General features: G+C 70.9%; 19 protein-coding genes and 1 riboswitch. Of the genes, 7 read left to right on the top strand and 12 right to left on the bottom strand.

Going from position 1 to position 19324, the window contains the following annotated elements; all coding sequences use genetic code 11:
- Positions 1 to 58: 58 nt before the first annotated feature.
- The 4 genes from dgoD to V1634_RS18780 all read right to left on the bottom strand — a co-directional run bounded on the left by dgoD (position 59) and on the right by V1634_RS18780 (position 4333).
- A complete protein-coding gene (dgoD, locus tag V1634_RS18795; protein ID WP_331209169.1) occupies positions 59 to 1207 on the bottom strand; it encodes a galactonate dehydratase in 1149 nt (382 codons plus the stop codon).
- Between the two features lie 11 nt (positions 1208 to 1218).
- Positions 1219 to 2043, bottom strand: coding sequence for a carbohydrate ABC transporter permease (locus V1634_RS18790; protein ID WP_331209168.1), 825 nt, complete (start codon positions 2041 to 2043; stop codon positions 1219 to 1221).
- Complete coding sequence (locus tag V1634_RS18785; protein ID WP_199853052.1) at positions 2043 to 2969, bottom strand: carbohydrate ABC transporter permease; 927 nt, start codon at positions 2967 to 2969, stop codon at positions 2043 to 2045. The genes V1634_RS18790 and V1634_RS18785 overlap by 1 nt, the downstream gene beginning before the upstream one ends.
- Positions 2970 to 3040: 71 nt before the next feature.
- Positions 3041 to 4333, bottom strand: a complete 1293-nt coding sequence (locus V1634_RS18780) for an ABC transporter substrate-binding protein (RefSeq protein ID WP_331209167.1) — start codon at positions 4331 to 4333, stop codon at positions 3041 to 3043.
- A gap of 135 nt (positions 4334 to 4468) precedes the next feature.
- Between V1634_RS18780 and V1634_RS18775 the strand changes: the two genes are divergently transcribed.
- The gene (locus V1634_RS18775) at positions 4469 to 5224 is read left to right on the top strand and encodes a FadR/GntR family transcriptional regulator (RefSeq protein WP_331209166.1); all 756 of its coding nucleotides are present in this window, start codon (positions 4469 to 4471) and stop codon (positions 5222 to 5224) included.
- A gap of 159 nt (positions 5225 to 5383) precedes the next feature.
- The gene (locus V1634_RS18770) at positions 5384 to 6508 is read left to right on the top strand and encodes a 5-methyltetrahydropteroyltriglutamate--homocysteine S-methyltransferase (RefSeq protein ID WP_331209165.1); all 1125 of its coding nucleotides are present in this window, start codon (positions 5384 to 5386) and stop codon (positions 6506 to 6508) included.
- 34 nt (positions 6509 to 6542) lie between these two features.
- On the opposite strand, the gene V1634_RS18765 is transcribed toward V1634_RS18770, so the two are convergent.
- A complete protein-coding gene (locus V1634_RS18765) occupies positions 6543 to 7055 on the bottom strand; it encodes a VOC family protein (RefSeq protein WP_331209164.1) in 513 nt (170 codons plus the stop codon).
- Between the two features lie 157 nt (positions 7056 to 7212).
- Positions 7213 to 7284: riboswitch (guanidine-III (ykkC-III) riboswitch) on the top strand.
- A 15-nt stretch (positions 7285 to 7299) separates the two neighbouring features.
- Between V1634_RS18765 and V1634_RS18760 the strand changes: the two genes are divergently transcribed.
- On the top strand, positions 7300 to 7614 hold the full coding sequence (locus V1634_RS18760) for a DMT family transporter (RefSeq protein ID WP_331209163.1): 315 nt from the start codon (positions 7300 to 7302) through the stop codon (positions 7612 to 7614).
- A gap of 135 nt (positions 7615 to 7749) precedes the next feature.
- On the top strand, positions 7750 to 8880 hold the full coding sequence (locus V1634_RS18755) for a magnesium and cobalt transport protein CorA (RefSeq protein ID WP_331209162.1): 1131 nt from the start codon (positions 7750 to 7752) through the stop codon (positions 8878 to 8880).
- 58 nt (positions 8881 to 8938) lie between these two features.
- Here the strand turns inward: V1634_RS18755 and corA are convergent, their stop codons facing one another.
- From corA to V1634_RS18735, 4 genes are all read right to left on the bottom strand, one after another.
- Entirely contained in the window at positions 8939 to 10099 is a 1161-nt protein-coding gene (gene corA, locus V1634_RS18750) for a magnesium/cobalt transporter CorA (RefSeq protein ID WP_331209161.1), read from the bottom strand.
- 305 nt (positions 10100 to 10404) lie between these two features.
- Positions 10405 to 10680: a MoaD/ThiS family protein gene (locus tag V1634_RS18745; protein WP_331209160.1), complete on the bottom strand. Its 276-nt coding sequence runs from the start codon at positions 10678 to 10680 to the stop codon at positions 10405 to 10407.
- 5 nt (positions 10681 to 10685) lie between these two features.
- Complete coding sequence (locus tag V1634_RS18740; RefSeq protein WP_331209159.1) at positions 10686 to 11771, bottom strand: WD40/YVTN/BNR-like repeat-containing protein; 1086 nt, start codon at positions 11769 to 11771, stop codon at positions 10686 to 10688.
- Between the two features lie 106 nt (positions 11772 to 11877).
- A complete protein-coding gene (locus V1634_RS18735; RefSeq protein WP_331209158.1) occupies positions 11878 to 12705 on the bottom strand; it encodes an isocitrate lyase/PEP mutase family protein in 828 nt (275 codons plus the stop codon).
- A 134-nt stretch (positions 12706 to 12839) separates the two neighbouring features.
- On the opposite strand from V1634_RS18735, the gene V1634_RS18730 reads away from it, so the two are divergent.
- The 3 genes from V1634_RS18730 to V1634_RS18720 all read left to right on the top strand — a co-directional run bounded on the left by V1634_RS18730 (position 12840) and on the right by V1634_RS18720 (position 16990).
- Positions 12840 to 14432 carry a glycosyltransferase 87 family protein gene (locus V1634_RS18730; protein ID WP_331209157.1) on the top strand — a complete coding sequence of 531 codons (1593 nt, stop codon included), beginning with the start codon at positions 12840 to 12842 and terminating at the stop codon, positions 14430 to 14432.
- A 471-nt stretch (positions 14433 to 14903) separates the two neighbouring features.
- On the top strand, positions 14904 to 16556 hold the full coding sequence (locus tag V1634_RS18725) for an alkaline phosphatase family protein (protein ID WP_331209156.1): 1653 nt from the start codon (positions 14904 to 14906) through the stop codon (positions 16554 to 16556).
- A 59-nt stretch (positions 16557 to 16615) separates the two neighbouring features.
- The gene (locus V1634_RS18720) at positions 16616 to 16990 is read left to right on the top strand and encodes a VOC family protein (protein WP_331209155.1); all 375 of its coding nucleotides are present in this window, start codon (positions 16616 to 16618) and stop codon (positions 16988 to 16990) included.
- A gap of 55 nt (positions 16991 to 17045) precedes the next feature.
- Here V1634_RS18720 and V1634_RS18715 read toward each other — a convergent pair whose 3' ends face one another.
- The 3 genes from V1634_RS18715 to V1634_RS18705 form a co-directional block, all read right to left on the bottom strand.
- Positions 17046 to 17510 (bottom strand): PPOX class F420-dependent oxidoreductase, encoded by a 465-nt coding sequence (locus tag V1634_RS18715; RefSeq protein ID WP_331209154.1) that lies wholly within the window; start codon positions 17508 to 17510, stop codon positions 17046 to 17048.
- On the bottom strand, positions 17507 to 18337 hold the full coding sequence (locus tag V1634_RS18710; RefSeq protein ID WP_331209153.1) for a CoA-transferase subunit beta: 831 nt from the start codon (positions 18335 to 18337) through the stop codon (positions 17507 to 17509). Before V1634_RS18710 ends, V1634_RS18715 begins: the two co-directional genes overlap by 4 nt.
- Positions 18338 to 18464: 127 nt before the next feature.
- Complete coding sequence (locus V1634_RS18705) at positions 18465 to 19283, bottom strand: CoA transferase subunit A (protein WP_331209152.1); 819 nt, start codon at positions 19281 to 19283, stop codon at positions 18465 to 18467.
- Between the last annotated feature and the right edge of the window lie 41 nt (positions 19284 to 19324).

The following is a 19324-nucleotide window of genomic DNA, read 5'->3' as shown; positions in this document are numbered from 1 at the left end:
CATGCCTTTCTGCTCTGCGCTGGGGTGGTGGAGCGGGGCGGCGCACCGACGGGTCGGCTCACCACTCCGCGAAGGAGCCGTCGGGATGCCGCCAGACGGGCCCGCGCCAGCTGTGCCCGCGCTGGTCCGCCCGGCGTACCGCATTCTCGTCGATCTGGATGCCGAGGCCGGGACCGGTGAGCCGGGCGATGTATCCGTCGGCGAACCCGAACGGCGCCCGGTCCACCAGATAGTCGAGCACCTCGGCGTCGGCGTTGTAGTGGATCCCGATGCTCTGCTCCTGGATCAGGTAGTTCGGCGTCGCGAAGCCGACCTGGAGGCAGGCGGCCAGCGCGATCGGTCCGAGCGGGCAGTGCGGCGCGAGCTGTGCGTCGTACACCTCGGCCAGTGCCGCGATCTTACGGACCTCGGTGATCCCGCCCGCGTGCGACAGGTCCGGCTGGGCGACCGCGATGCCGGCCTGGAGCGCCGGCAGGAACTCCTGCCGGCTGTAGAGCCGCTCCCCGGTGGAGACCGGCGTACTGGTCGACCGGACGAACTCGCCGAGCAGGTGCGAGTTCTCCGGTACGACCGGCTCCTCCAGGAAGAACGGCCGGAACGGCTCCAGCAGCGGGGCGACCCGACGGGCGTTGGCCAGGGTGAACCGGCCGTGGAAGTCGACGGCGACGTCCCGGTGCTCGCCGAGCACCTCCCGGGCGGCGGCGACCCGCCGGACCACCCCGTCGAGTTCGGCCACCGAGGCGACCGGGCTCATCCGGCCGGAGGCGTTCATCTTGACCGCGGTCAACCCCGCCGCCACCTGCGCGGCGATGTGCTCGGCGACCTCGCCGGGATCGTCGCCGCCGACCCACCCGTACACCCGGATCCGGTCCCGGACCGGGCCGCCGAGCAACTGGTGCACCGGGGCGTCGAAGTGCTTGCCGGCGATGTCCCAGAGCGCCTGGTCGAGCCCGGAGACGGCGCTGGCCAGGATCGGCCCGCCCCGGTAGAACGACCCCTTCGTCATCACCTGCCAGTGGTCCTCGATCCGCAGCGCGTCCTGGCCCACCAGCAGCTCGCTGAGCTGGTGCACGGCGGTGCGTACTGTCTCGGACCGGCCCTCGCAGGTCGCCTCGCCCCAGCCGACGGTCCCGTCCGCGGTCTCGATGCGCACGAAGAGCCACCGGGGTGGGACGAGGAAGGTCTCCACCCGCTCGATCTTTGTCACGGTCTCCGCCCTCAGCCCTTGGTGGCCCCGGCGGTGAGGCCGGAGACGACGTACTTCTGCACGAAGAGCGCGATCAGCATGATCGGCAGCGTGACCACCGTGGACGCGGCCATCAGGCCACCCCAGTCGATGCTCGCGTAGCCGACGAAGTCGAAGATCGCCACCGGCAGGGTCTTCGTGTCGGCGCCGGAGAGCACCAGGGCGAACATGAAGTTGTTCCAGGAGAAGATGAAGGACAGGATGCCGGCGGTCGCGATCCCCGGCGCGGAGAGCGGCAGCGTGATCCGCCGGAACGCCCCGATCGGGGTGAGCCCGTCCACCTGGGCCGACTCCTCCAGCTCCAGCGGCAGGCCGTCGAAGAAGCCCATCAGGATGTAGACGACCAGCGGCAGCGACACGAACATGTGGCTGAGGATCAGCACGGTGAAGCCGCCGACCAGCCGCAGGTTGGAGAAGACGTAGTACCACGGCACCAGCAGCGAGACGCCGGGGATCACCCGGGCCATCAGCACCACCAGCGCCGACTTCTTCATGTTGAACCGGCTCATGGAATAGGCCGCCGGCACGCCGAGGATCAGCGACAGCACGGTGGCGGCGAAGGCCACCCAGAGGCTGTTGCCGATGAACTGGAGATAGTTCGCCTGGTCGAGGACCTTGGTGTAGTTGTCCAGCACCGGCGTGAACGTGAACGCCTTGCCGGAGTCGTAGATGTCGACGTTGGTCTTGAACGAGGCGGCGACCATCCAGAGCAGCGGGGCGATCAGCGAGACCACCACCACGGCCAGGGCGACCGCCCGGAAGACCTGGTACGGGGTACGACGCTTGCGGCGGGCCATCACTGTGCGCCCTTCTTGCGGCGGGACGTCAACGCCCACATCGAACCGATGATGATCAGGAAGAAGATGATGAGTACGGTCGACGAGATGCCGTACTCGTTGTAGTCGAAGCTCAGCCCGTACGCGTACACGTTCAGCGTCTCGACCTCGTGGAACGAGCCGCCGCCGCGCCCCTTGGTGGCGTACAGGATGTCGAAGGTCTTCAGCGCGTCGATGCCGCGCAGCAGGATCGCCACGATCACCGTCGGCATCAGCAGCGGCAGCGTGACGTGCCGGAACCGCTGCCAGGCGCTGGCGCCGTCCACCCGGGCGGCCTCGTCCGGCTCGTTCGACAGCGAGGTGAGCCCGGCCAGCAGGATCAGCACCACCATCGGGGTCCACTGCCAGATGTCGATGAAGATGGTCGTCGGCAGCGCGCTGTGCTGGCCGGCCAGCCAGGGCTGCGGGCCGATCCCGACCCAGCCGAGAATCTGGTTGGCCATCCCGATGTTGGGGTCGAAGATGAGCCGCCACATCATGCCGACCGCGACCGGGGTGGCGACCAGTGGCAGCAGGATCGCCACCCGGACCCACCGCTCGCCGCGGAACGGCCGCCACAACAGCAGCGCGACCGCCATGCCGAGGACGATCTCGAAGAGCAGCGCGACCCCGGTGAAGCCGACCGTACGCAGCACGGCGGGCCAGAACCGGTCGGTGTCGGAGAGCACCTCGAGGTAGTTCGCGAAGCCGATGAACTCGGACTCGGCCCGGACCGAGCCCTCGGCGTCGGTCAGGCTGAGGTAGATCGTCCAGGCCAGCGGAAAGATGATCAGTGCACCGACGAACGTCATGGCCGGTGCCGCGAAGAGCCACTTGCGGTTGTTGTTCGCCCAGCGGGTCCAGCCGGTCAGTTCGCCGGACGGCTGGGGGGATGCCAGAGATGCCATGGGGTGGTCTTTCCGGTTCGGCGGATCCGCCGCGCGGGGTGACGGATCGCTCCGTCACCCCGCGCGATGGCCTACTTCTCGTCGTCGAGGAGCTTCTGGAACGCCTCGTTCGCCGTCGCGGCCGAGCCGGCCACGTCCTTGCCGGTGATCGCGTCGACGATCGGCTGGCCGACGATCTCCCGGGACTCGGCGACCTTCACGACCAGCGGGCGGTCGTGGCCGACGCCGTTCTCGGTGCTGACCTTGATGGCCTCGGCGAGGTCCTGCGGGTAGGTGGCGATGCCCTCCGGGTTGGCCCAGACCGAGGTACGGGCACCGGGCACGCCGCCCTTCTGCTGCGCCAGCGTCTGGTCCTTGCCGGCCGCCCACTGGATGAACTTCCAGGCGTTGGTCTGGTTCTCCGAGCCCTCGTTGACGCCGAGCGCCCAGGACGGGATGTTGTACGGCTTCGAGCCGGCCGGACCGGCCGGGAACGGCGCGAACCCGACGCTGTCGGAGACCTTGGACTTGGCCGGGTCGGTGGCGTTCTTGTAGAGCGAGTTCGCCTCGGTGTAGAAGGCCGCCTTGCCCTGGGTGAAGATCGCCATCGCCTCGGACCAGCTCATGTCGGTGCTGATGTTCTCCGGGCCGTGCTCGCGGAGCAGCCCGCCGTAGTACGCGTACGCCTGCTTGGCCTGCTCGGTGTTGACGCTGGCCTTGCCGCTGCCGTCGACGAAGTCGCCGCCGAAGCTGAACAGGAAGCTGGAGAACTGGGTGACCGCGGCGGCCTTGCCGGTCCGGGCCACGAAGCCGGCGGTGCCCGGGTTGTCGGCCTCGACCTTGGCGGCCATGGTCTTCAGCTCGTCGAGGGTCTTCGGCGGTGCGCTGAAGCCGGACTTCTGCAGCAGGTCCTTGCGGTAGTAGAGGACCTCCTGCTCGGTGATGATCGGGATGCCGACCAGCTTCTCCTGGTAGGTGGTGGCCTGCACCGGCGGGCCCTGGAAGTCGGCGAAGTCGAACGCCGAGTCCTCCTTGGCCTTGTCGGTCAGGTCGGTCAGGTAGCCGTTCTTGGCGAAGAGCTTCCCCTCCTGGAGGGGCCGGTACATCATCACGTCGATGTCGCTGGAGCCGGCGTTCAACTTGACGTTGTACTGGTCGGAGAGCTGGTCCTCGCCGAGCTGGGTGACCTCGACCTTCAGGCCGCTCTGCTGCTCGAACTCCGGCAGGGCCTTCTTTATGTTTTCTGTCCAGACGTGGTTCACCAGGGTGACGCGCAGGGTGTTCGACCCGCCGCTGTCATCGCCGCCGCCTCCGCAGGCGGACAGGCCGAGGGCAGCCACCACGGCCAGAGATGTTCCGATTACCGAGCGACGTAACACGTCCATCTCCCCTTCCCTCGCGACGCCCCGCCGTTGGGACGCCGCCCGCGGACTCCTACGTCCGCCTAATGCCGGATGCTAGGCCGATAAACCTGACTTAAGCAATACCAGGTCACTCACTGATAGGCTTTATTTATGGCCATGCCGTCACCTGAGGTCGCGTCTGTCCGGCTCGACCCCGGCGAATCCGGGCTGCACGCCCGGCTGCTCGACCAGTTGGGCACGGCTGTCTGCGCCGGCCAGCTCGCGCCGGGCTCCGTGCTCTACATCGACGACCTCGTCGAGCAGTACGCCGTCTCCCGCTCGGTCGTCCGGGAGGTGCTGCGGGTGCTCTCCTCGATGGGCCTGGTCGAGTCCCGCCGCAGGGTCGGCACCCTGATCCGGGCCGCGGGCGACTGGAACGTCTTCGACCCCCAGGTGATCCGCTGGCGGCTCGCCTCGACCGGCCGGATCGCCCAGCTCCGCTCGATCACCGAGCTGCGTACCGCCGTCGAGCCGCAGGCCGCCTCGCTCGCCGCGCTGCGGGCCACCCCGCAGGAGGCCAGCGAGCTGGTCGGGCTAGCCGCGAAGATGTGGGCGGCGGGCAAGGCCGGCGACGAGGCGGAGTTCCTCCGGCTCGACATCGAGTTCCACCGGCAGGTGCTGGTCGACTCCGGCAACGAGATGTTCGTCAAGCTGCACGAACTGGTCGCCGAGGTGCTGGCCGGCCGCCACCACTACGACCTGATGCCGCACTATCCGCACGAGGAGGCGTTGCAACTGCACGCCGACGTCGCCCAGGCGATCCAGCGGCGCGACGGCGAGCGGGCCAAGACCGCGATGGTGCAGATCATGGAGCAGGCCATGAAGGAGATGAGCGCCATCTGGGCGCAGACCGGTCCGGAATCCGCCTCCTGACAGCGGTTCCGGCCGGCGCGGGGGTCCGGCCGGCGGTACGGTCTCTAGATCATCAATGCCCGCGCGGCGGACTATGGTTGGCCGGACCGCGCCGTCGCGGTACGTGGCGCCGGCGCGTGCCGACCGAGCGCCCGCGTACCAGGAACAGAGGGGACCACCATGGACACACCATCCCGCCCGCCGTTCCGCGCCGACCACGTCGGCAGCCTGCTGCGGCCCGCGCGGCTGCTGACCGCCCGGGCCGACCGGGCCGCCGGGAAGATCTCCGCCGAGGAGCTGCGCGCCGTCGAGGACGACGCGATCCGCGAGGTGGTACGTCTACAGGAGAGCATCGGGCTGCGTACCGCCACCGACGGCGAATTCCGGCGTACCTCCTGGCACATGGACTTCATCTACCAGCTCGGCGGGATCGACCCGGCGGACGAGAAGCTGACCGTCGAGTTCTTCAACTCCGCCGGGAAGCTGGAGTTCCAGTCGGCGGCACTGCGGGTGCACGACCGGGTGAAGCTGACCGACACCATCTTCGGTGACGCCTTCACCTTCCTGAAGGAGCAGGTCACGACCGGTACGCCGAAGTTGACCATCCCGTCGCCGAGCATGGTGCACTACCGGGGCGGCCGGGCCGCCATCGACACCGCCGTCTACCCGGACCTGGACCAGTTCTGGGTCGACCTCAGCGCCGCGTACGCCGAGCAGGTGCGCCGGCTCGCCGACCTCGGTTGCCGCTACCTCCAGTTCGACGACACCAGCCTGGCCTATCTGAACGACCCCCGGCAGCGGGAGATGGTGGCCGCACAGGGCGGCGACCCGGAGCACCAGCACGAGCGCTACATCCGGCAGATCAACGCCTCGCTGGCCGGCCGTCCGGCGGGCCTGTCGGTGACCACCCACATGTGCCGGGGCAACTTCCGGTCGTCCTGGGCCGCCGAGGGCGGCTACGACTTCGTCGCCGAGGCGCTCTTCAGCCAGCTCGACGTCGACGGCTTCTTCCTGGAGTACGACGACGAGCGCTCCGGCGACTTCGCGCCGCTGCGGTTCGTCCCGCCGGGCAAGAAGGTGGTGCTCGGCCTGGTCACCACCAAGCGGGGTGAGCTGGAGAGCAAGGACGCGCTCAAGCGCCGGATCGACGAGGCGGCCCGGTACGTGCCGCTGGAGCAGCTCTGCCTCTCGCCGCAGTGCGGCTTCTCCTCGACGGTGGAGGGGAACGCGCTGACCCAGGAGGAGCAGGTGGCAAAGCTGCGGCTGATCGTGGAGACCGCCCAGGAGGTCTGGGGCGACAACTGAGCCTCGCCGTGGCACCGCCCGGCCGGGCCGCTGGTCAGTCCGGCCGGGCGAAACCGCCCCTCGGGGCGATGATTTCCAGGTTGGTGCCGTCCGGGTCGTTGAAGTACGCGACCTCGGTGCCGGCCGCGTCCGGCGGCGACACCTCCTCGGTGGTGAACGTGTAGGCCGGGCCGAGGAAGTCGAGCCCGGCCGCCCGCATCCGGTCGTAGACCGCCGGCAGGTCGTCCACCTCGAAACAGAGGTGCATCGAGCCGGGGCGGTTCGCGGCCACCTCGGCCGGTTCGCCCGCCGGCTCCGCGAACTGGATCAGGTCGATGCCGAGGTTGCGCAGCCGGAAGGTGGCGTACCGCAGTCTCGTCCGGAGCAGTCCCTGCGAGCGGGCGAACCCGGCGCCGTGCATGCCCTCGTCCCGGACCACCGGATCGAGCCCGGTGAGCGCCCGGTAGAAAGCGACCGAGCGGTCCAGCTCGGAGACGGATATCCCGACGTGCGCGGCCGTGTCGAGCCCGATCGACACGGCCGACGGGTCGGGTACGGCGTCGGCCATCGTGCCTCCTCCCGGCGAACCGGTGTTCCGGGCTGGCTCTTCCCGACGCTCGGAGACACAAACCGGGCCGCGATCAGGGCCGGGACGGAGCGATCCCGACGCCCGGTGACATCGCGCACAAACGGCATTTGCCGGTGTTCTAGATCGTTATCCTTGCGGTGACGCCGTCACGCCGCGGCGATCCCGGACGAGTTGCGCGTCGTACCCGGCCTGCGAAGACGACCGCCATCGAGGTGAGTTCGTCATGGCCTGGATCGTGTTGATCATCTCTGGGATGCTGGAAACAGTCTGGGCGGTCGCCCTGGAGCGCAGCGCCGGCTTCAGCCGTCCGCTCCCCACCGGCATCTTCGCCGGCGCCCTCCTGCTGAGCATGGCCGGCCTCGGCTACGCACTGCGCAGCATTCCGGTCGGTACCGGCTACGCGGTGTGGGTGGGGATCGGCGCTGTCGGGACCGCGCTGGTCGGCATGATCGCGCTCGGCGAGTCGGCAAGCCTGCCCCGGCTGCTCTGCCTGCTGCTCGTCGTGGCCGGCATCGTGGGCCTGAAGGTCTTCCACTAGCCAGGGGCCGCTTCCGCTGGCCAGCGGGCCGGTTGGCGCACGACGGCACCGGCCGGGGGGAGACCCGGGACCGGCCGGGTGGTCGGCGGGTGGTTCGATGCACCCCAGCGACCGCGCGGGAAGGGGCATCCGGGGATGACGGGGTACGAACGGGATGCCGCGACGGCCGGTACCCGGACCAGGTGGGTGGCGCCGGTCCGCAGGGCGATCGCCCGGATACTCAACCCCGAGGGCCTCTCCTCCGGGTACGTCCCCGCGCAGCGCGGCCCGGAGACCGACCGGATCGTGGACTGCGCCGCGTACGTCGACGGTCGCCGGCTGCCTGGCCCGCCCGACTACCGCGCTGCCCTGACGGCGGCGCGCAAGGGGCGCGGGTTCGTCTGGCTGGGGCTGCACGATCCGGACGAGGCGGACTTCGCGCCGATCGCCCGGACGTTCGGCCTCGACGACCTGGTCGCCGGGCACGCGCTCAACCGGGAGCACCGGCCGGCGGTGGAGCGCTACGACCAGGTGACGGTGATCGTGCTGCGCACCAGCCGGTACGTCGAGCACACCGAGCTGACCGAGACCTCCGAGGTGGTGGAGACCGGTGCGGTGACCGTGTTCGTCGGTCCCCGCTTCGTGATCACCGTCCGGCACGGCGCACCCGGTGCGCTCCGGCCGGTCCGGGCCGACCTGGAGGTCCGGCCCACCCTGCTGACCCTCGGCCCCTGGGCGGTCGCCTACGCGGTCTGCGACCAGATCGTCGGCTCGTACGTCCAGGTGGCCACCGCCGTGGAGGCCGACATCGACGCGGTGGAGGAGCAGGTCTTCGCCCCGCGCACGGCCCGGGACCGGATCGCGCACATCTACCAGCTCAAGAGGGAGCTGATGGAGTTCAAGCGGGCGGTGGCGCCGTTGCAGCGACCGTTCGCCGCGCTGCTCGACGACCGGGAGCTGCCCCGGCCCGTGGTCCGCTACTTCCGGGACGTGCACGGCGTGCTGTCCCGGACCGTGGAGCGGGTGACCGCGTACGACGACCTACTGAACTCGATCCTCCAGGCCCGGCTGGCCCAGGTCTCGGTGGACCAGAACAACGACATGCGCAAGATCGCCGCTTGGGCGGCGATCTTCGCGGTGCAGACCTTCATCGCCGGCATCTACGGGATGAACTTCGAGTTCATCCCCGGGGTGAAGGCGGAGCAGGGCTTCTGGGTGGTGCTGCTGGTGATGCTGGTCCTGGCGGTGTTCATGCACCGCGGCTTCCGGCGCAACAACTGGCTGTGAGCACGCGGCCGGGACGGCGGTGGGGCGGCCGGTCGCGGCGTACGGCGGTCGCGGCGGGTCAGAGCCAGTCGCGGCGCTTGAAGATCACGTAGAGCGTGCTACAGACGACCAGCATCAGGAAGATCGCGAACGGATAACCGAAGACCCAGTGCAGCTCGGGCATGTAGTCGAAGTTCATCCCGTACACCGTGCCGATCAGGGTCGGCGCGAAGAGGATCGCGGCCCAGGCGGAGATCTTCTTGATCTCCTCGTTCTGTGTGTAGCTGGCCACGGTCAGGTTCTTGACCTCCTCGTTCTGCGCCTGCGACACCAGGGTGGCGTTCAGGGTGAGGATGTCCGCCAGGATCTGCCGGAACTCGTTGACCCGCTCCGAGGCGGTGGTGGCGTGGTCGGCCACGTCGCCCAGCAGGCGCCGCAGCTCCTCGTCGGTGCCGTACTTCTCGAAACCGGCGGTGAGCCCCTGGAGGATGTCCAGCAGCGGCCGGGTGGCCCGCTGGAACTCGATCACCTCACGGGAGAGTTCGTAGATCCGCCGGCTCACCCGGGGATCGCCACGGAAGACCTCGGTCTCGATCTCGTCGATGTCGTTCTGCAACCCGCCGACCACCGGGGCGTACCCGTCGACGACGCTGTCCAGGATCGCGTACAACACCGCCTCCGGGCCGCGCCGCAGCAGGTCGGGGTCGTTCTCCATCCGGCGACGTACGGCGGTCAGGTCGGGTGCCTGGCCGTGCCGTACGGTCAGCACGAAGTTGCTCCCGACGAAGACGTGCACCTCGCCGAAGTCGACCTCCTCGCGCTCGTCGAGGTAGCGGGCGGCCCGGAGCACCACGAAGAGGGTGTCGCCGTACCGTTCGAGCTTTGGCCGCTGGTGCGCGACGATGGCGTCCTCGACGGCCAGCTCGTGCAGCCCGAACTCTTCGGCCACGGTGAGCAGTTGCCCCTCGGTCGGCCGGTACAGGCCGATCCACGCCATCGTCCCGGGGTGTTGCCGCAGCCGCTGGCAGGTCTCGGCGAGGTTCGGCGTGCCCTCGATCCGGTGACCGTCCCGGTAGATCGCGGAGGTGACCACACTCTCCTCCGCCGGAGGCGCCTCGTTGCCCTCCTCGCCGGCCCGCGGATCCATCGACAGCTCCGGGGGCGCCTGCGGATACCGGTCCTGCGAGCGGCGCAGGGCCCGCTTCGCGGGACGGAGGGCGCGCGAACGCCAGTCGGACATGGGCAGCCTCCACAACGAAGACGTCGAGCGACACGTGCGGGGACCCCACGGACAGTGGATCGCATAACCGGTCGACGGCCCGCCCCGGGCCGCCGTCCCATCCCACGCCTGCCCCCGGGCCGAGGACGACAAATCGCCGGCCAACAGCACGGAAACGTTGACCAACCCCCACGGTAGGCGGCGTCGCGACCCTTCGCACCCCGAGTGGCGGACAACGCCGGCCGGGCCCAGGACGGCCGCCGGCCGCGAGGGGTCTCCGGCGCTGAACTGCTGCTCGGCCGCGGGCCGTCTCCGGCGCTGTCGGGTCAGCCCCCGGCGACGGAGGGAATGATCCGGACCTCCGCGTCGTCGGGTACCGCCGTGTCGAGGCCGCCGGTCTGCCGGCAGTCCTCGCCGTCGACGTAGACGTTGACGTATCGGCGCAACTGGCCCTGCTCGTCCCGGATCCGCCGGATCAGCCGGGGCCACTGCGCGGCCACCTCGTCGAAGACCGCTCGGAGGGTGCCCGCCGTGGCGACGTCGAGCCGGCCGGCGCCGGCCGTCTCGCCGCGCAGGGCGGCCGGCACGATGACGGTGACCATGCGGCTCACACCTCCGCGGCCCGGACGCAGAGCACGTCGGGCAGGTGCGCGGCGACCAGCGACCACGAGTCCCCCTCGTCGCGGCTGGCGTAGACCTCGCCGGAGCGGGTGCCGAAATAGACGCCGGCCGGGTCGGCGTCGTCGACACACATCGCGTCGCGCAGCACGGCCGGATAGTAGGGCCCGCTCGGCAGCCCGTCGGTCAGCGGTTGCCAGGTGTCACCGGCGTCGGTGGAGCGGAAGACCCGGCAGCGCCGGTCGACCGGGAACCGTTCCCGGTCCGCGACCAGCGGGAAGCTGTAGATGGTGCCGCTGCGGTCCGGATGGGCGACGATCGGGAACCCGAAGTCGCTGGGCAGCCCGTCGGCGATCGACTGCCAGCTCAGCCCACCGTCGGTGGAGCGGTAGACGCCGTGGTGGTTCTGCGCGTAGAGCCGCTCGGGGTCGGCCGCGTCCCGGGCGACCTTGTGCACGCACTGGCCGAACTCGGGCCACTCGTCCGGCATGAAGTAGGCGCGGATGCCGGTGTTCTGCGGACGCCAGCTCGCACCCGCGTCGTCGGTGCGGTAGACGCCCCCGGTCGACATCGCGACCAGGACCTGCGCCGGGTCGGTCGGGTGCGGCAGCACCGTGTGGATCGCCTGACCGCCGAATCCGGCACCCCAGTGGGTGCGGTGCGGGTGGTCCCAGAGCGGACGCACCATCTCGTAGGAGATGCCGCCGTCGACCGAGCGGAACAGCGCCGAGGGCTGGGTGCCGGCGTAGACCAGGTCCGGCTCGTCGGCCGGGCCGGGGCTGAGCTGCCAGACCCGCTCCAGGCTGGACCCGGTGCCGTCCGGGAACGCGACCGGTGACTCCGCCGGCTCCTGCCAGGACGCGCCGAGGTCGTCGCTGGTCGCGACGCTGGGGCCGAAGTGTGAACTGCTCACCCCGGCGAGCAGCCGGGGGGTGCGCCGCCGCTTGTCCACGGCGACCGAGTAGACCCCGGTCATCGGGAAGTGCGGCCCGCTTACCTGCCACCTCCTGCGACCGTCGTCGCTGGTGGCGAGGAAGAGGCCCTTGGCGGTGCCGATTGCCAACAAGGCTGTCATGGTCAACTCTCCGATCGGACGTACGCCGTTGGTGTCCGCCCGGCAGTATGCCGAGCGGCACCGACGAAACAGCAGTCCAGCCGGCGTGGCGGGGGTCGGCGAGCGGCTACGGCATGAGCCTGTTGACCTGGGCGTAGCTGAGCACGTCCGCGCCGAAGCCGAAGCTGCCGCTCGCCCGGATCTCGCGGGCCGCCGCCACGAGGGCGGTCATCGCCACCCGGGCCAGGGTCGAGCCGACGCTGACCCGGCGTACGCCACAGTCGGCGAGCATCGCGACCGTCACCCCGGGCGACCCGGCCAGCGCGTTGACCGGTTTCTCCACCGCCGCGCAGACCGACCGGACGGCGTCCAGGTCCGGCAGTCCCGGTGCGTAGAGCACGTCCGCGCCGGCAGCGGCGTAGGCCCGGAGCCGGCGTACGGTGTCGGACAGGTCGGCCCGGCCGTAGAGGAAGTTCTCCGCCCGGGCGGTCAGGGTGAACGGGAACGGCAGGCTCCGGGCCGCCGCCACCGCCACCTCGACCCGCCGGACCGCCTCGTCCAGCGGGCGGATCGGCTCGGCGGGGTCGCCGGTGGCGTCCTCGATCGACCCGCCGACGGCACCCGCCTCGGCGGCGAGCCGGATCGTCTCGGCCACCTCGGCCGGGCTGTCGCCGAACCCGCTCTCCAGGTCCGCCGCCACCGGCAGCGGGGTGGCCGCCGCGATCATCCTCACGTTCTGCAACGTCTCCGCCCGGCTCACCAGGTTGGCGCCGTCGGGCCGGCCGAGCGCGAAGGCCAGCCCGGCGCTGGTGGTGGCGAGCGCGGGGAAACCGAGCTGGGCGAGTACCCGGGCACTGCCGACGTCCCACGGATTGGGGAGTACGAAGGTCGGCCCCTCGTGCAGCCGGCGGAAGGTGACCGCCCGGCGGTGCTGGTCGGCCGCGTCCAGAGTCATCGGATCATCCTCTCCGGCGGCAGTCTACGCACGCCACCGTCCGCGGCCCGACTGCCGTATCAGCTCGGTCACCACCCGGTCTCCGTACGGCATCGGTCGATCTCCCGCCGACGTGGGCTGTCTAGACTCCTGCAATGGGCAGTCGCCGGGGGACGATCGCGCTATGGGGAGTCTTCGCCGTCATCGCGGCGGTCTCGTCGCTCCTCGTGCTCCGCCGGCCCGACTGGGAACGCCTGTCGGACCTGCACATCTACTACGGCGCCATCCGGCACCTGCACGCCGGCCAGCCGCTCTACGACTTCGTCGCCGCCAACGGCGGACCGTTCACGTACCCGCCCTTCGCCGCCCTGGTCCTCTCGCCGATCGGCCTGCTGCCCGAGGGCGTCCTGCAACTGTGCTGGCTGGCCCTGACCTGCGCCGCGATCGCCGCCATCGCGATAGCGACGGGTGGCGCCGTCACCTCGGCACGGCACCGGCGACCGCTGGTGGTCGCGGCCGTCGCCTGTGCGCTGATGCTCTCCGCCCCGGCCCAGAGCAACCTGCGGTTCGGCCAGGTCAGTGTCTTCATCGTGCTGCTGGCCCTGGTCGACGGGATGGGGCTCACCCCGGCCCGGTACCGGGGCGTACTGGTCGGGATCGCCGCCGCCGTCAAACTGACCCCGCTGCTGTTCGTGGTCTTCTTCCTGGTCTCCCGCCGCTGGCGCGACGCCGGCCGGTCGGTCGTCGCCTTCCTGGCCTGCGGTGTGGTCGGCGCGGTCGTGTTGCCGGCTGACAGCTGGACCTTCTGGACCGGCACCTTCCTCAACACCTCCCGGGTCGGCAACCTCGCCTCGCTCGGCAACCAGTCCCTGCACGGCATGCTGCTACGGGTCGGCGTGGAGGGCGGGACCTTCCCGCTGCTCTGGGCCGGCCTGGTGCTGGTGGTCTGCGGCACGGCGCTGCTGCGGGCGCGCCGGCTCGAACTGTCCGGCCAGTCGGCGCACGCGGCCGTACTGGTCGGCTGCGCCACCGTGGCGGCCTCGCCGGTCTCCTGGACCCACCACCAGATCTGGCCGGTGCTGGCCGCGATGTTCCTGGTCGGAACGTACGGGGTGGCCCGCCGGGTGGCCGGGGTCGCGGTGCTGGGCGTGATGGTGCTGTCGCTGGGCGCGCTGCTCAGTCCGGTCTCGATGACCCCGGGACTTCAGTTCCTCCTGGAGAACTCCCGAACCCTGGCCACCGTCACGCTCTGCCTGGCCGGGTTCGGCGGGGTCACGGTCGCCGCCGTCGCCGCCGGTCGGCGTACCGGCACGGCCCGGGGCTGGTTGCGGGTGGGCACCGCCGCCGTGGCCACGGTCGCCTTCTTCGCCGTACAGCCGCTGCCGGCGGGGGCCGATCCGACCTTCAAGGCGTACTCGATGTCGGACGTGCACAACCCGCGCTACTTCTTCGTCTGCCGCAGCGCCGCCGAGTGCGCCGCGTTCGGTGCGGGTGCGCCGATCAGCTTCGGGGTCACCGCCGAGAAGACCAAGGTACGCGTCAACGGGGTCGTCGACGCCACCGTGGCCCGGCTGGAATACCAGTCCGCGCCCGGCGGTGCCCCCCGGACGATTCCGTTGCTGGAGGTCTATCCGGGGCAGCGGCTCTTCTCGTTCCGTTCGGCCAACCTCTCGCACGGCCGGCTGACCGCCTATCGCGCGGACGGCAGCCCGATCGCCGCGTACAGCGAGGAACTCGCCGTCGGGTGACGGTCCGGTCCCGGCCGGTGAGTGTGGCACCGACCTGACAACCGGCGGCCGGGCCGGGTCGGTCCAGGATGTTAACGTGGCGCCCGGATCACGACGGCGGCACGGAGACCTGGCCGGTCACCGCCCCGACCGTCGCCGGCCGGGCCGTACGCTGCCGGCGCCGCCGACCACGCGCGTGCGTGCGGCTCGGTTACCCCAGTGGCGGGCGGGCGCCACCAGGCTTCACGGGAAAGGGCCTCTGGATTGTCGGTCTTCACGCGCCGTCGTCGAACCCCGACCAATGCGCCGCCGGAACCACCGGACGGTCCCGGTTCGGACGGTCCCGGTTCGGACGGTCCCGGTTCGGACGGTCCCGGTTCGGACGGTCCCGGTTCGGACGGTCCCGGTTCGGACGGTCCCGCTTCGGACGGTGTCACGGCCGAGGGTGCGACCCCGGACGGCAACGCCGCCGGCACGCCCGACGGCACCACCGTGCCGGACACCCCCGACGGCGTGACCGACGCCGGCACACCCGCGCGGAAGCGTGGCTGGTCGCGGATCGTGGCGACCCGGCTGGCCAGCATGCTGGCCCTGCTGCTGGTCGTCTTCGCGATGCTGGCGCCGAACCAGCTCACCCTCTACACACCGGGGGCGTTCCTGCGGCTGCCGTTGGAAGCCCTGCTGGTGGTCGCGCTGGTGCTGCTCCTGCCGGGCTGGGGACGCCGGATCGTGGCGGTGCCGGTCGGGATCGCCCTCGGGCTGCTCGCCATCGTGAAAGTCATCGACATCGGCTTCTACGCGGTGCTGGCCCGGCCGTTCAACCCGGTCTTCGACTGGATCTCGTTCGAGGCCGGCACGGACTACGTCGAGGAGTCGTACGGCCGGACCGGCGCCGTGGTCGCGGTGGTCGCCGCCGGGCTGCTCGCGGTCGGCCTGCTCGTGCTGATGACGCTGTCGGTTCTCCGGCTGACCCGGCTGGCGGTCCGGCACCGCCGGGCGACCACGCACATCGTCGCGGCCCTGGGGGCCACCTGTGTCGTCGGTGCCGTGCTCGGCGTGCAGATCGTCCCGGAGGTACCGGTCAGCACGCTCAGCTACGACCGGGCGCTCCAGGTACGGGCGGCCCTGCGCGACCAGGAGGTCTTCGCGGCCGAGGCCCGGGTCGACGCGTTCGCGGACACCCCCGGCGAGCAGTTGCTGACCGGCCTGCGGGGCAAGGACGTGGTCCTCGCCTTCGTCGAGAGCTACGGTCGCTCGGCGGTCGAGGATCCGGCCTTCGCCCCGGAGATCGGCGCCACCCTCGACACCGGCTACACGAGGCTGCGTACCGCCGGGTACGCGGCGCGCAGCGGTTGGCTCACCTCGCCGACCGCCGGCGGCGGAAGCTGGCTGGCCCACGCCACGCTGCTCTCCGGGCTCTGGATCGACAACCAGCAGCGCTACACCCACCTCGTCGCCACCGACCGGATGACCCTGAACCGGGCCTTCCAGCGGGCCGACTGGCGGACCGTCGGAGTGATGCCGGGGATCACCCAGACCTGGCCGGAGGGGACGTTCTTCGGCTACGACGAGGTGCACGCCTCGAAGGAACTCGGCTACCGCGGCCCGCAGTTCAGCTGGGCACAGATGCCGGACCAGTACACGCTCTCCGTCTTCGAGCAGCGCGAACACTCCAGGCCGGACCATCCGCCGGTGATGGCGACGATCCCGCTGGTCTCCAGCCACGCGCCCTGGGCGCCGATCCCGGAACTGATCGGCTGGGACCAGCTCGGCGACGGCTCGATCTTCGGGCCGATGGCGGAGGCGGGCGAGTCGCCGGACGACGTCTGGCGGGACACCGGCAAGGTACGCACCCAGTACCGCCGGGCCGTGGAGTACTCGCTGAACACCGTCGTCTCCTATCTGGAGCGGTACGGCGACGAGGACCTGGTCTTCGTCTTCCTCGGCGACCACCAGCCGACCCCGCTGGTCACCGGGGAGAACGCCAGTCGCGACGTACCGATCACCATCGTCGCCAAGGACGCGGCGCTGCTGGAGAGGATCTCCGGCTGGAACTGGCAGGAGGGGCTGAAGCCCGGCCCGGAGACGCCGGTCTGGCGGATGAGTGACTTCCGGGACCGGTTCCTCGCCGCCTTCGGGTCGTAGTCCCGCCGCGCACGGCTCTTGACCCCAAGGCACTGATCAGCGTTCGGAGGTTGTACACCATGCTCGACGGCACCGGTCTGACCCTGACCACCGTCAACCTGAGCGCGCCGGATCCGAGGGCTCTGGCCCGCTTCTACCAGCGCCTCCTCGGCTGGGAGATAACCGAGGAGGAGCCGGACTGGGTACTGATGCGTGACCCGGCCGGGGGAGTGGGGCTGGCCTTCCAGACCGAGTCGCCGTACCGGCGGCCGAGCTGGCCGGCCGGCCCCGGCGACCAGCAGATGATGATGCACCTGGAGATCCGGGTCGACGACCTGGAGAGCGCCGCCGCACACGCCGTGGCCTGTGGCGCCACCCGGGCCGACTTCCAGCCCCAGGAGGACGTCCTCGTGCACCTCGACCCGGCCGGCCATCCCTTCTGTCTCTACCTCTGACCGGCAGCCCGGCCCCCCGGCCACTCCGGCCGGGAGGTTCGGGGCCGGTGCCGGGTCAGCCGGCGAGTCGGGCCGGGAAGCCGCCGGTGGCGACCGGGCCCCAACTGTCGATGGTGACCCGGATCAGCGACTTGCCCTGCCGGCGCATGGCCTCGCGGTACTCGTCCCAGTCCGGGTGTTCGCCGGAGATGCACCGGAAATACTCGACCAGCGGCTCCAGCGCCTCCGGCAGGTCGAGCACCTCGGCGGTACCGTCGACGTGCACCCACGGCCCGTTCCAGTCCTCCGAGAGAACGCAGAGCGAGACCCGGGGATCCCGGCGGGCGTTGGTCGCCTTCGCCCGTTCCGGATAGGTCGAGACGACGATCCGGCCCTCCGGGTCCACGCCACAGGTCACCGGCGAGGACTGCGGCCGGCCGTCCGGGCGGGTCGTCATCAGGATGGCGCGGTGCCGGGGTCGGAGGAAGTCGAGGAGTTCGGCACGCTCGACGCGGGTGTTGGTGGCGATGCTGCGGGTCATCGCCCGTTTCTACCAGGCGCGGGCGGGACGGGCTCCGACGGCCGGTTCAGCCCGGTCCCGGAGCGGCCCTCGCCGGTGGCGGCCTTGAGTGCCCGCAGCACCGAGAGCTCCGGCCCGGTCGGTGGCTCGCCGGTACGCAGGTCGTCGGCGACCCGCAACTGCCAGCCGGTCGTCTCCCGGGCCTGCTGCACCGTGGCGCCCGGATGAAGCTCGGTCAGCAGCAGCTCCCGGGTGGACGGGTCGGGCCGGAGTACGCCGAGGTCAGTGATCACCACCTGTGGTCCGGCTCCGCGCAGCCCGAGCCGCTCCCGGTCACCGGGTCCGGTGCCGTACCCGAAGGAGGTGACGAAGTCGACCCGCTCGACGAAGGTACGCGGACTCTGCCGCATGATGACGATGACCTCGCGGCAGGAGGCGGCGATCTCGGGTGCCCCACCGGCCCCCGGCAGCCGTACCGACGGGGCGCTGTAGTCGTCGCCGATGACCGTGGTGTTGATGTTGCCGTACCGGTCGAGCTGGGCACCGCCGAGGAATCCGACGTCGATGTTGCCGGGCTGGAGCCAGTAGTTGAAGACCTCCGGCACGCTGACCACGGCGTCGGCGGTGTCCGCGAGGATGCCGTCGCCGATCGAGAGCGGCAGTCGGTCGGGCTTGGCGCCGAGGCACCCGGACTCGTAGATGAGCACGAGCCGGGGTGCGTGGGTCGCCCGGGCGAGGTTGGCGGCGGTGCTCGGCAGGCCGATTCCGACGAAGCACGCGGTGCCGTCCCGCAGTTGCCGGGCGGCGGCGACGGTCATCATCTCGTCGGCGGTCCACTCCGCGCTCATCGCCGCCACCTCCCGGGTCGCTCGGTCCGTCCGCCCACCTCGGCGCCGTCGCCGTGCCCGCTCGGCGCAGCCGCAGCGCGCCGGCGCGGCCGGCCGTGGAGAGTGCCGCCACCCCGGCCACGGTCGCTCATGCCTGCCTCCCGGCGTCGAGAACGTGCTGCCGCATCCAGGCGGTGAAGGTGTCCCGATCGCGACTGATCGCGTCCCAGGCCTGGTAGAAATCGTTGTCCCGGACCGAGTAGCCCTGGGCGTAGGAGGGGTGCGCACCACCGGGCGCGAGTGCGACCGCGCTGACCGCCCAGGTCGGCAGAACCACCTGGGTGGGCATCGGCTCCAGCGACTCGACGATCTCCTCGACGGTGACCAGGGACCGCCTGGCGGCCAGCACGGCCTCCTTCTGCACGCCGGTGATGCCCCACATCTGCACGTTGCCGGCCCGGTCGGCCCGCTGGGCGTGCACGATCGCGACGTCGGGGTTCAACGCCGGTACGGCGGTCAGCACCTCGCCGGTGAACGGGCAGGTGATGGGCTTGATGGTGGCAGTGTGTCGGGGCAGGTCGGTGCCGGTGTAGCCGCGCAGCACCGCGAACGGCAGCCCGGACGCTCCGGCCACGTAGCGGTTCGCCATCCCGGCGTGGCTGTGCTCCTCGATCTCCAGTGGAGTGGGCCAGCCGCGCTCCACCGCGTCCCGGAACCGGTGCAGCGAGCCGACGCCCGGATTGCCGCCCCAGGAGAAGACCAGCCGGCGGGCGCAGCCCATGCCGATGAGCTGGTCGTAGATGACGTCCGGGGTCATCCGGACCAGTTCCAGGTCGCGTCGCCGCTGCCGGACGATCTCGTGGCCGGCGGCGAACGGAATCAGGTGGGTGAAGCCCTCCAGCGCCACCGTGTCACCGTCGTTGACCAACTCGGCCACACCTTCGGTCAACGAGACGATCTCAGCCATCCGTCCCCAGTCTCCTGATGCGCGTCGTCGCCCTGCCGAGC

The sequence above is a fragment of the Plantactinospora veratri genome (assembly GCF_036421995.1).
In the GTDB taxonomy this organism is placed as follows: Bacteria; Actinomycetota; Actinomycetes; order Mycobacteriales; family Micromonosporaceae; genus Plantactinospora; species Plantactinospora veratri.
The sequence above is the reverse complement of the archived record's forward strand: the minus strand, read 5'-3'. Positions and strand labels throughout refer to the sequence as shown.

What these genes read in the sequence shown, in the direction of transcription:
- V1634_RS18705 (WP_331209152.1), bottom strand. Translation starts at nt 19,283, where the DNA reads ATGGCTGAGATCGTCTCGTTGACCGAAGGTGTGGCCGAGTTGGTCAAC.
- V1634_RS18760 (WP_331209163.1), top strand. Translation starts at nt 7,300, where the DNA reads ATGGCCTGGATCGTGTTGATCATCTCTGGGATGCTGGAAACAGTCTGG.
- V1634_RS18720 (WP_331209155.1), top strand. Translation starts at nt 16,616, where the DNA reads ATGCTCGACGGCACCGGTCTGACCCTGACCACCGTCAACCTGAGCGCG.
- V1634_RS18735 (WP_331209158.1), bottom strand. Translation starts at nt 12,705, where the DNA reads ATGACTCTGGACGCGGCCGACCAGCACCGCCGGGCGGTCACCTTCCGC.
- V1634_RS18715 (WP_331209154.1), bottom strand. Translation starts at nt 17,510, where the DNA reads ATGACCCGCAGCATCGCCACCAACACCCGCGTCGAGCGTGCCGAACTC.
- V1634_RS18790 (WP_331209168.1), bottom strand. Translation starts at nt 2,043, where the DNA reads ATGGCCCGCCGCAAGCGTCGTACCCCGTACCAGGTCTTCCGGGCGGTC.
- V1634_RS18775 (WP_331209166.1), top strand. Translation starts at nt 4,469, where the DNA reads ATGCCGTCACCTGAGGTCGCGTCTGTCCGGCTCGACCCCGGCGAATCC.
- V1634_RS18745 (WP_331209160.1), bottom strand. Translation starts at nt 10,680, where the DNA reads ATGGTCACCGTCATCGTGCCGGCCGCCCTGCGCGGCGAGACGGCCGGC.
- V1634_RS18770 (WP_331209165.1), top strand. Translation starts at nt 5,384, where the DNA reads ATGGACACACCATCCCGCCCGCCGTTCCGCGCCGACCACGTCGGCAGC.
- corA (WP_331209161.1), bottom strand. Translation starts at nt 10,099, where the DNA reads ATGTCCGACTGGCGTTCGCGCGCCCTCCGTCCCGCGAAGCGGGCCCTG.
- V1634_RS18785 (WP_199853052.1), bottom strand. Translation starts at nt 2,969, where the DNA reads ATGGCATCTCTGGCATCCCCCCAGCCGTCCGGCGAACTGACCGGCTGG.
- V1634_RS18740 (WP_331209159.1), bottom strand. Translation starts at nt 11,771, where the DNA reads ATGACAGCCTTGTTGGCAATCGGCACCGCCAAGGGCCTCTTCCTCGCC.
- V1634_RS18765 (WP_331209164.1), bottom strand. Translation starts at nt 7,055, where the DNA reads ATGGCCGACGCCGTACCCGACCCGTCGGCCGTGTCGATCGGGCTCGAC.
- V1634_RS18755 (WP_331209162.1), top strand. Translation starts at nt 7,750, where the DNA reads ATGACGGGGTACGAACGGGATGCCGCGACGGCCGGTACCCGGACCAGG.
- V1634_RS18780 (WP_331209167.1), bottom strand. Translation starts at nt 4,333, where the DNA reads ATGGACGTGTTACGTCGCTCGGTAATCGGAACATCTCTGGCCGTGGTG.
- V1634_RS18710 (WP_331209153.1), bottom strand. Translation starts at nt 18,337, where the DNA reads ATGAGCGCGGAGTGGACCGCCGACGAGATGATGACCGTCGCCGCCGCC.
- V1634_RS18730 (WP_331209157.1), top strand. Translation starts at nt 12,840, where the DNA reads ATGGGCAGTCGCCGGGGGACGATCGCGCTATGGGGAGTCTTCGCCGTC.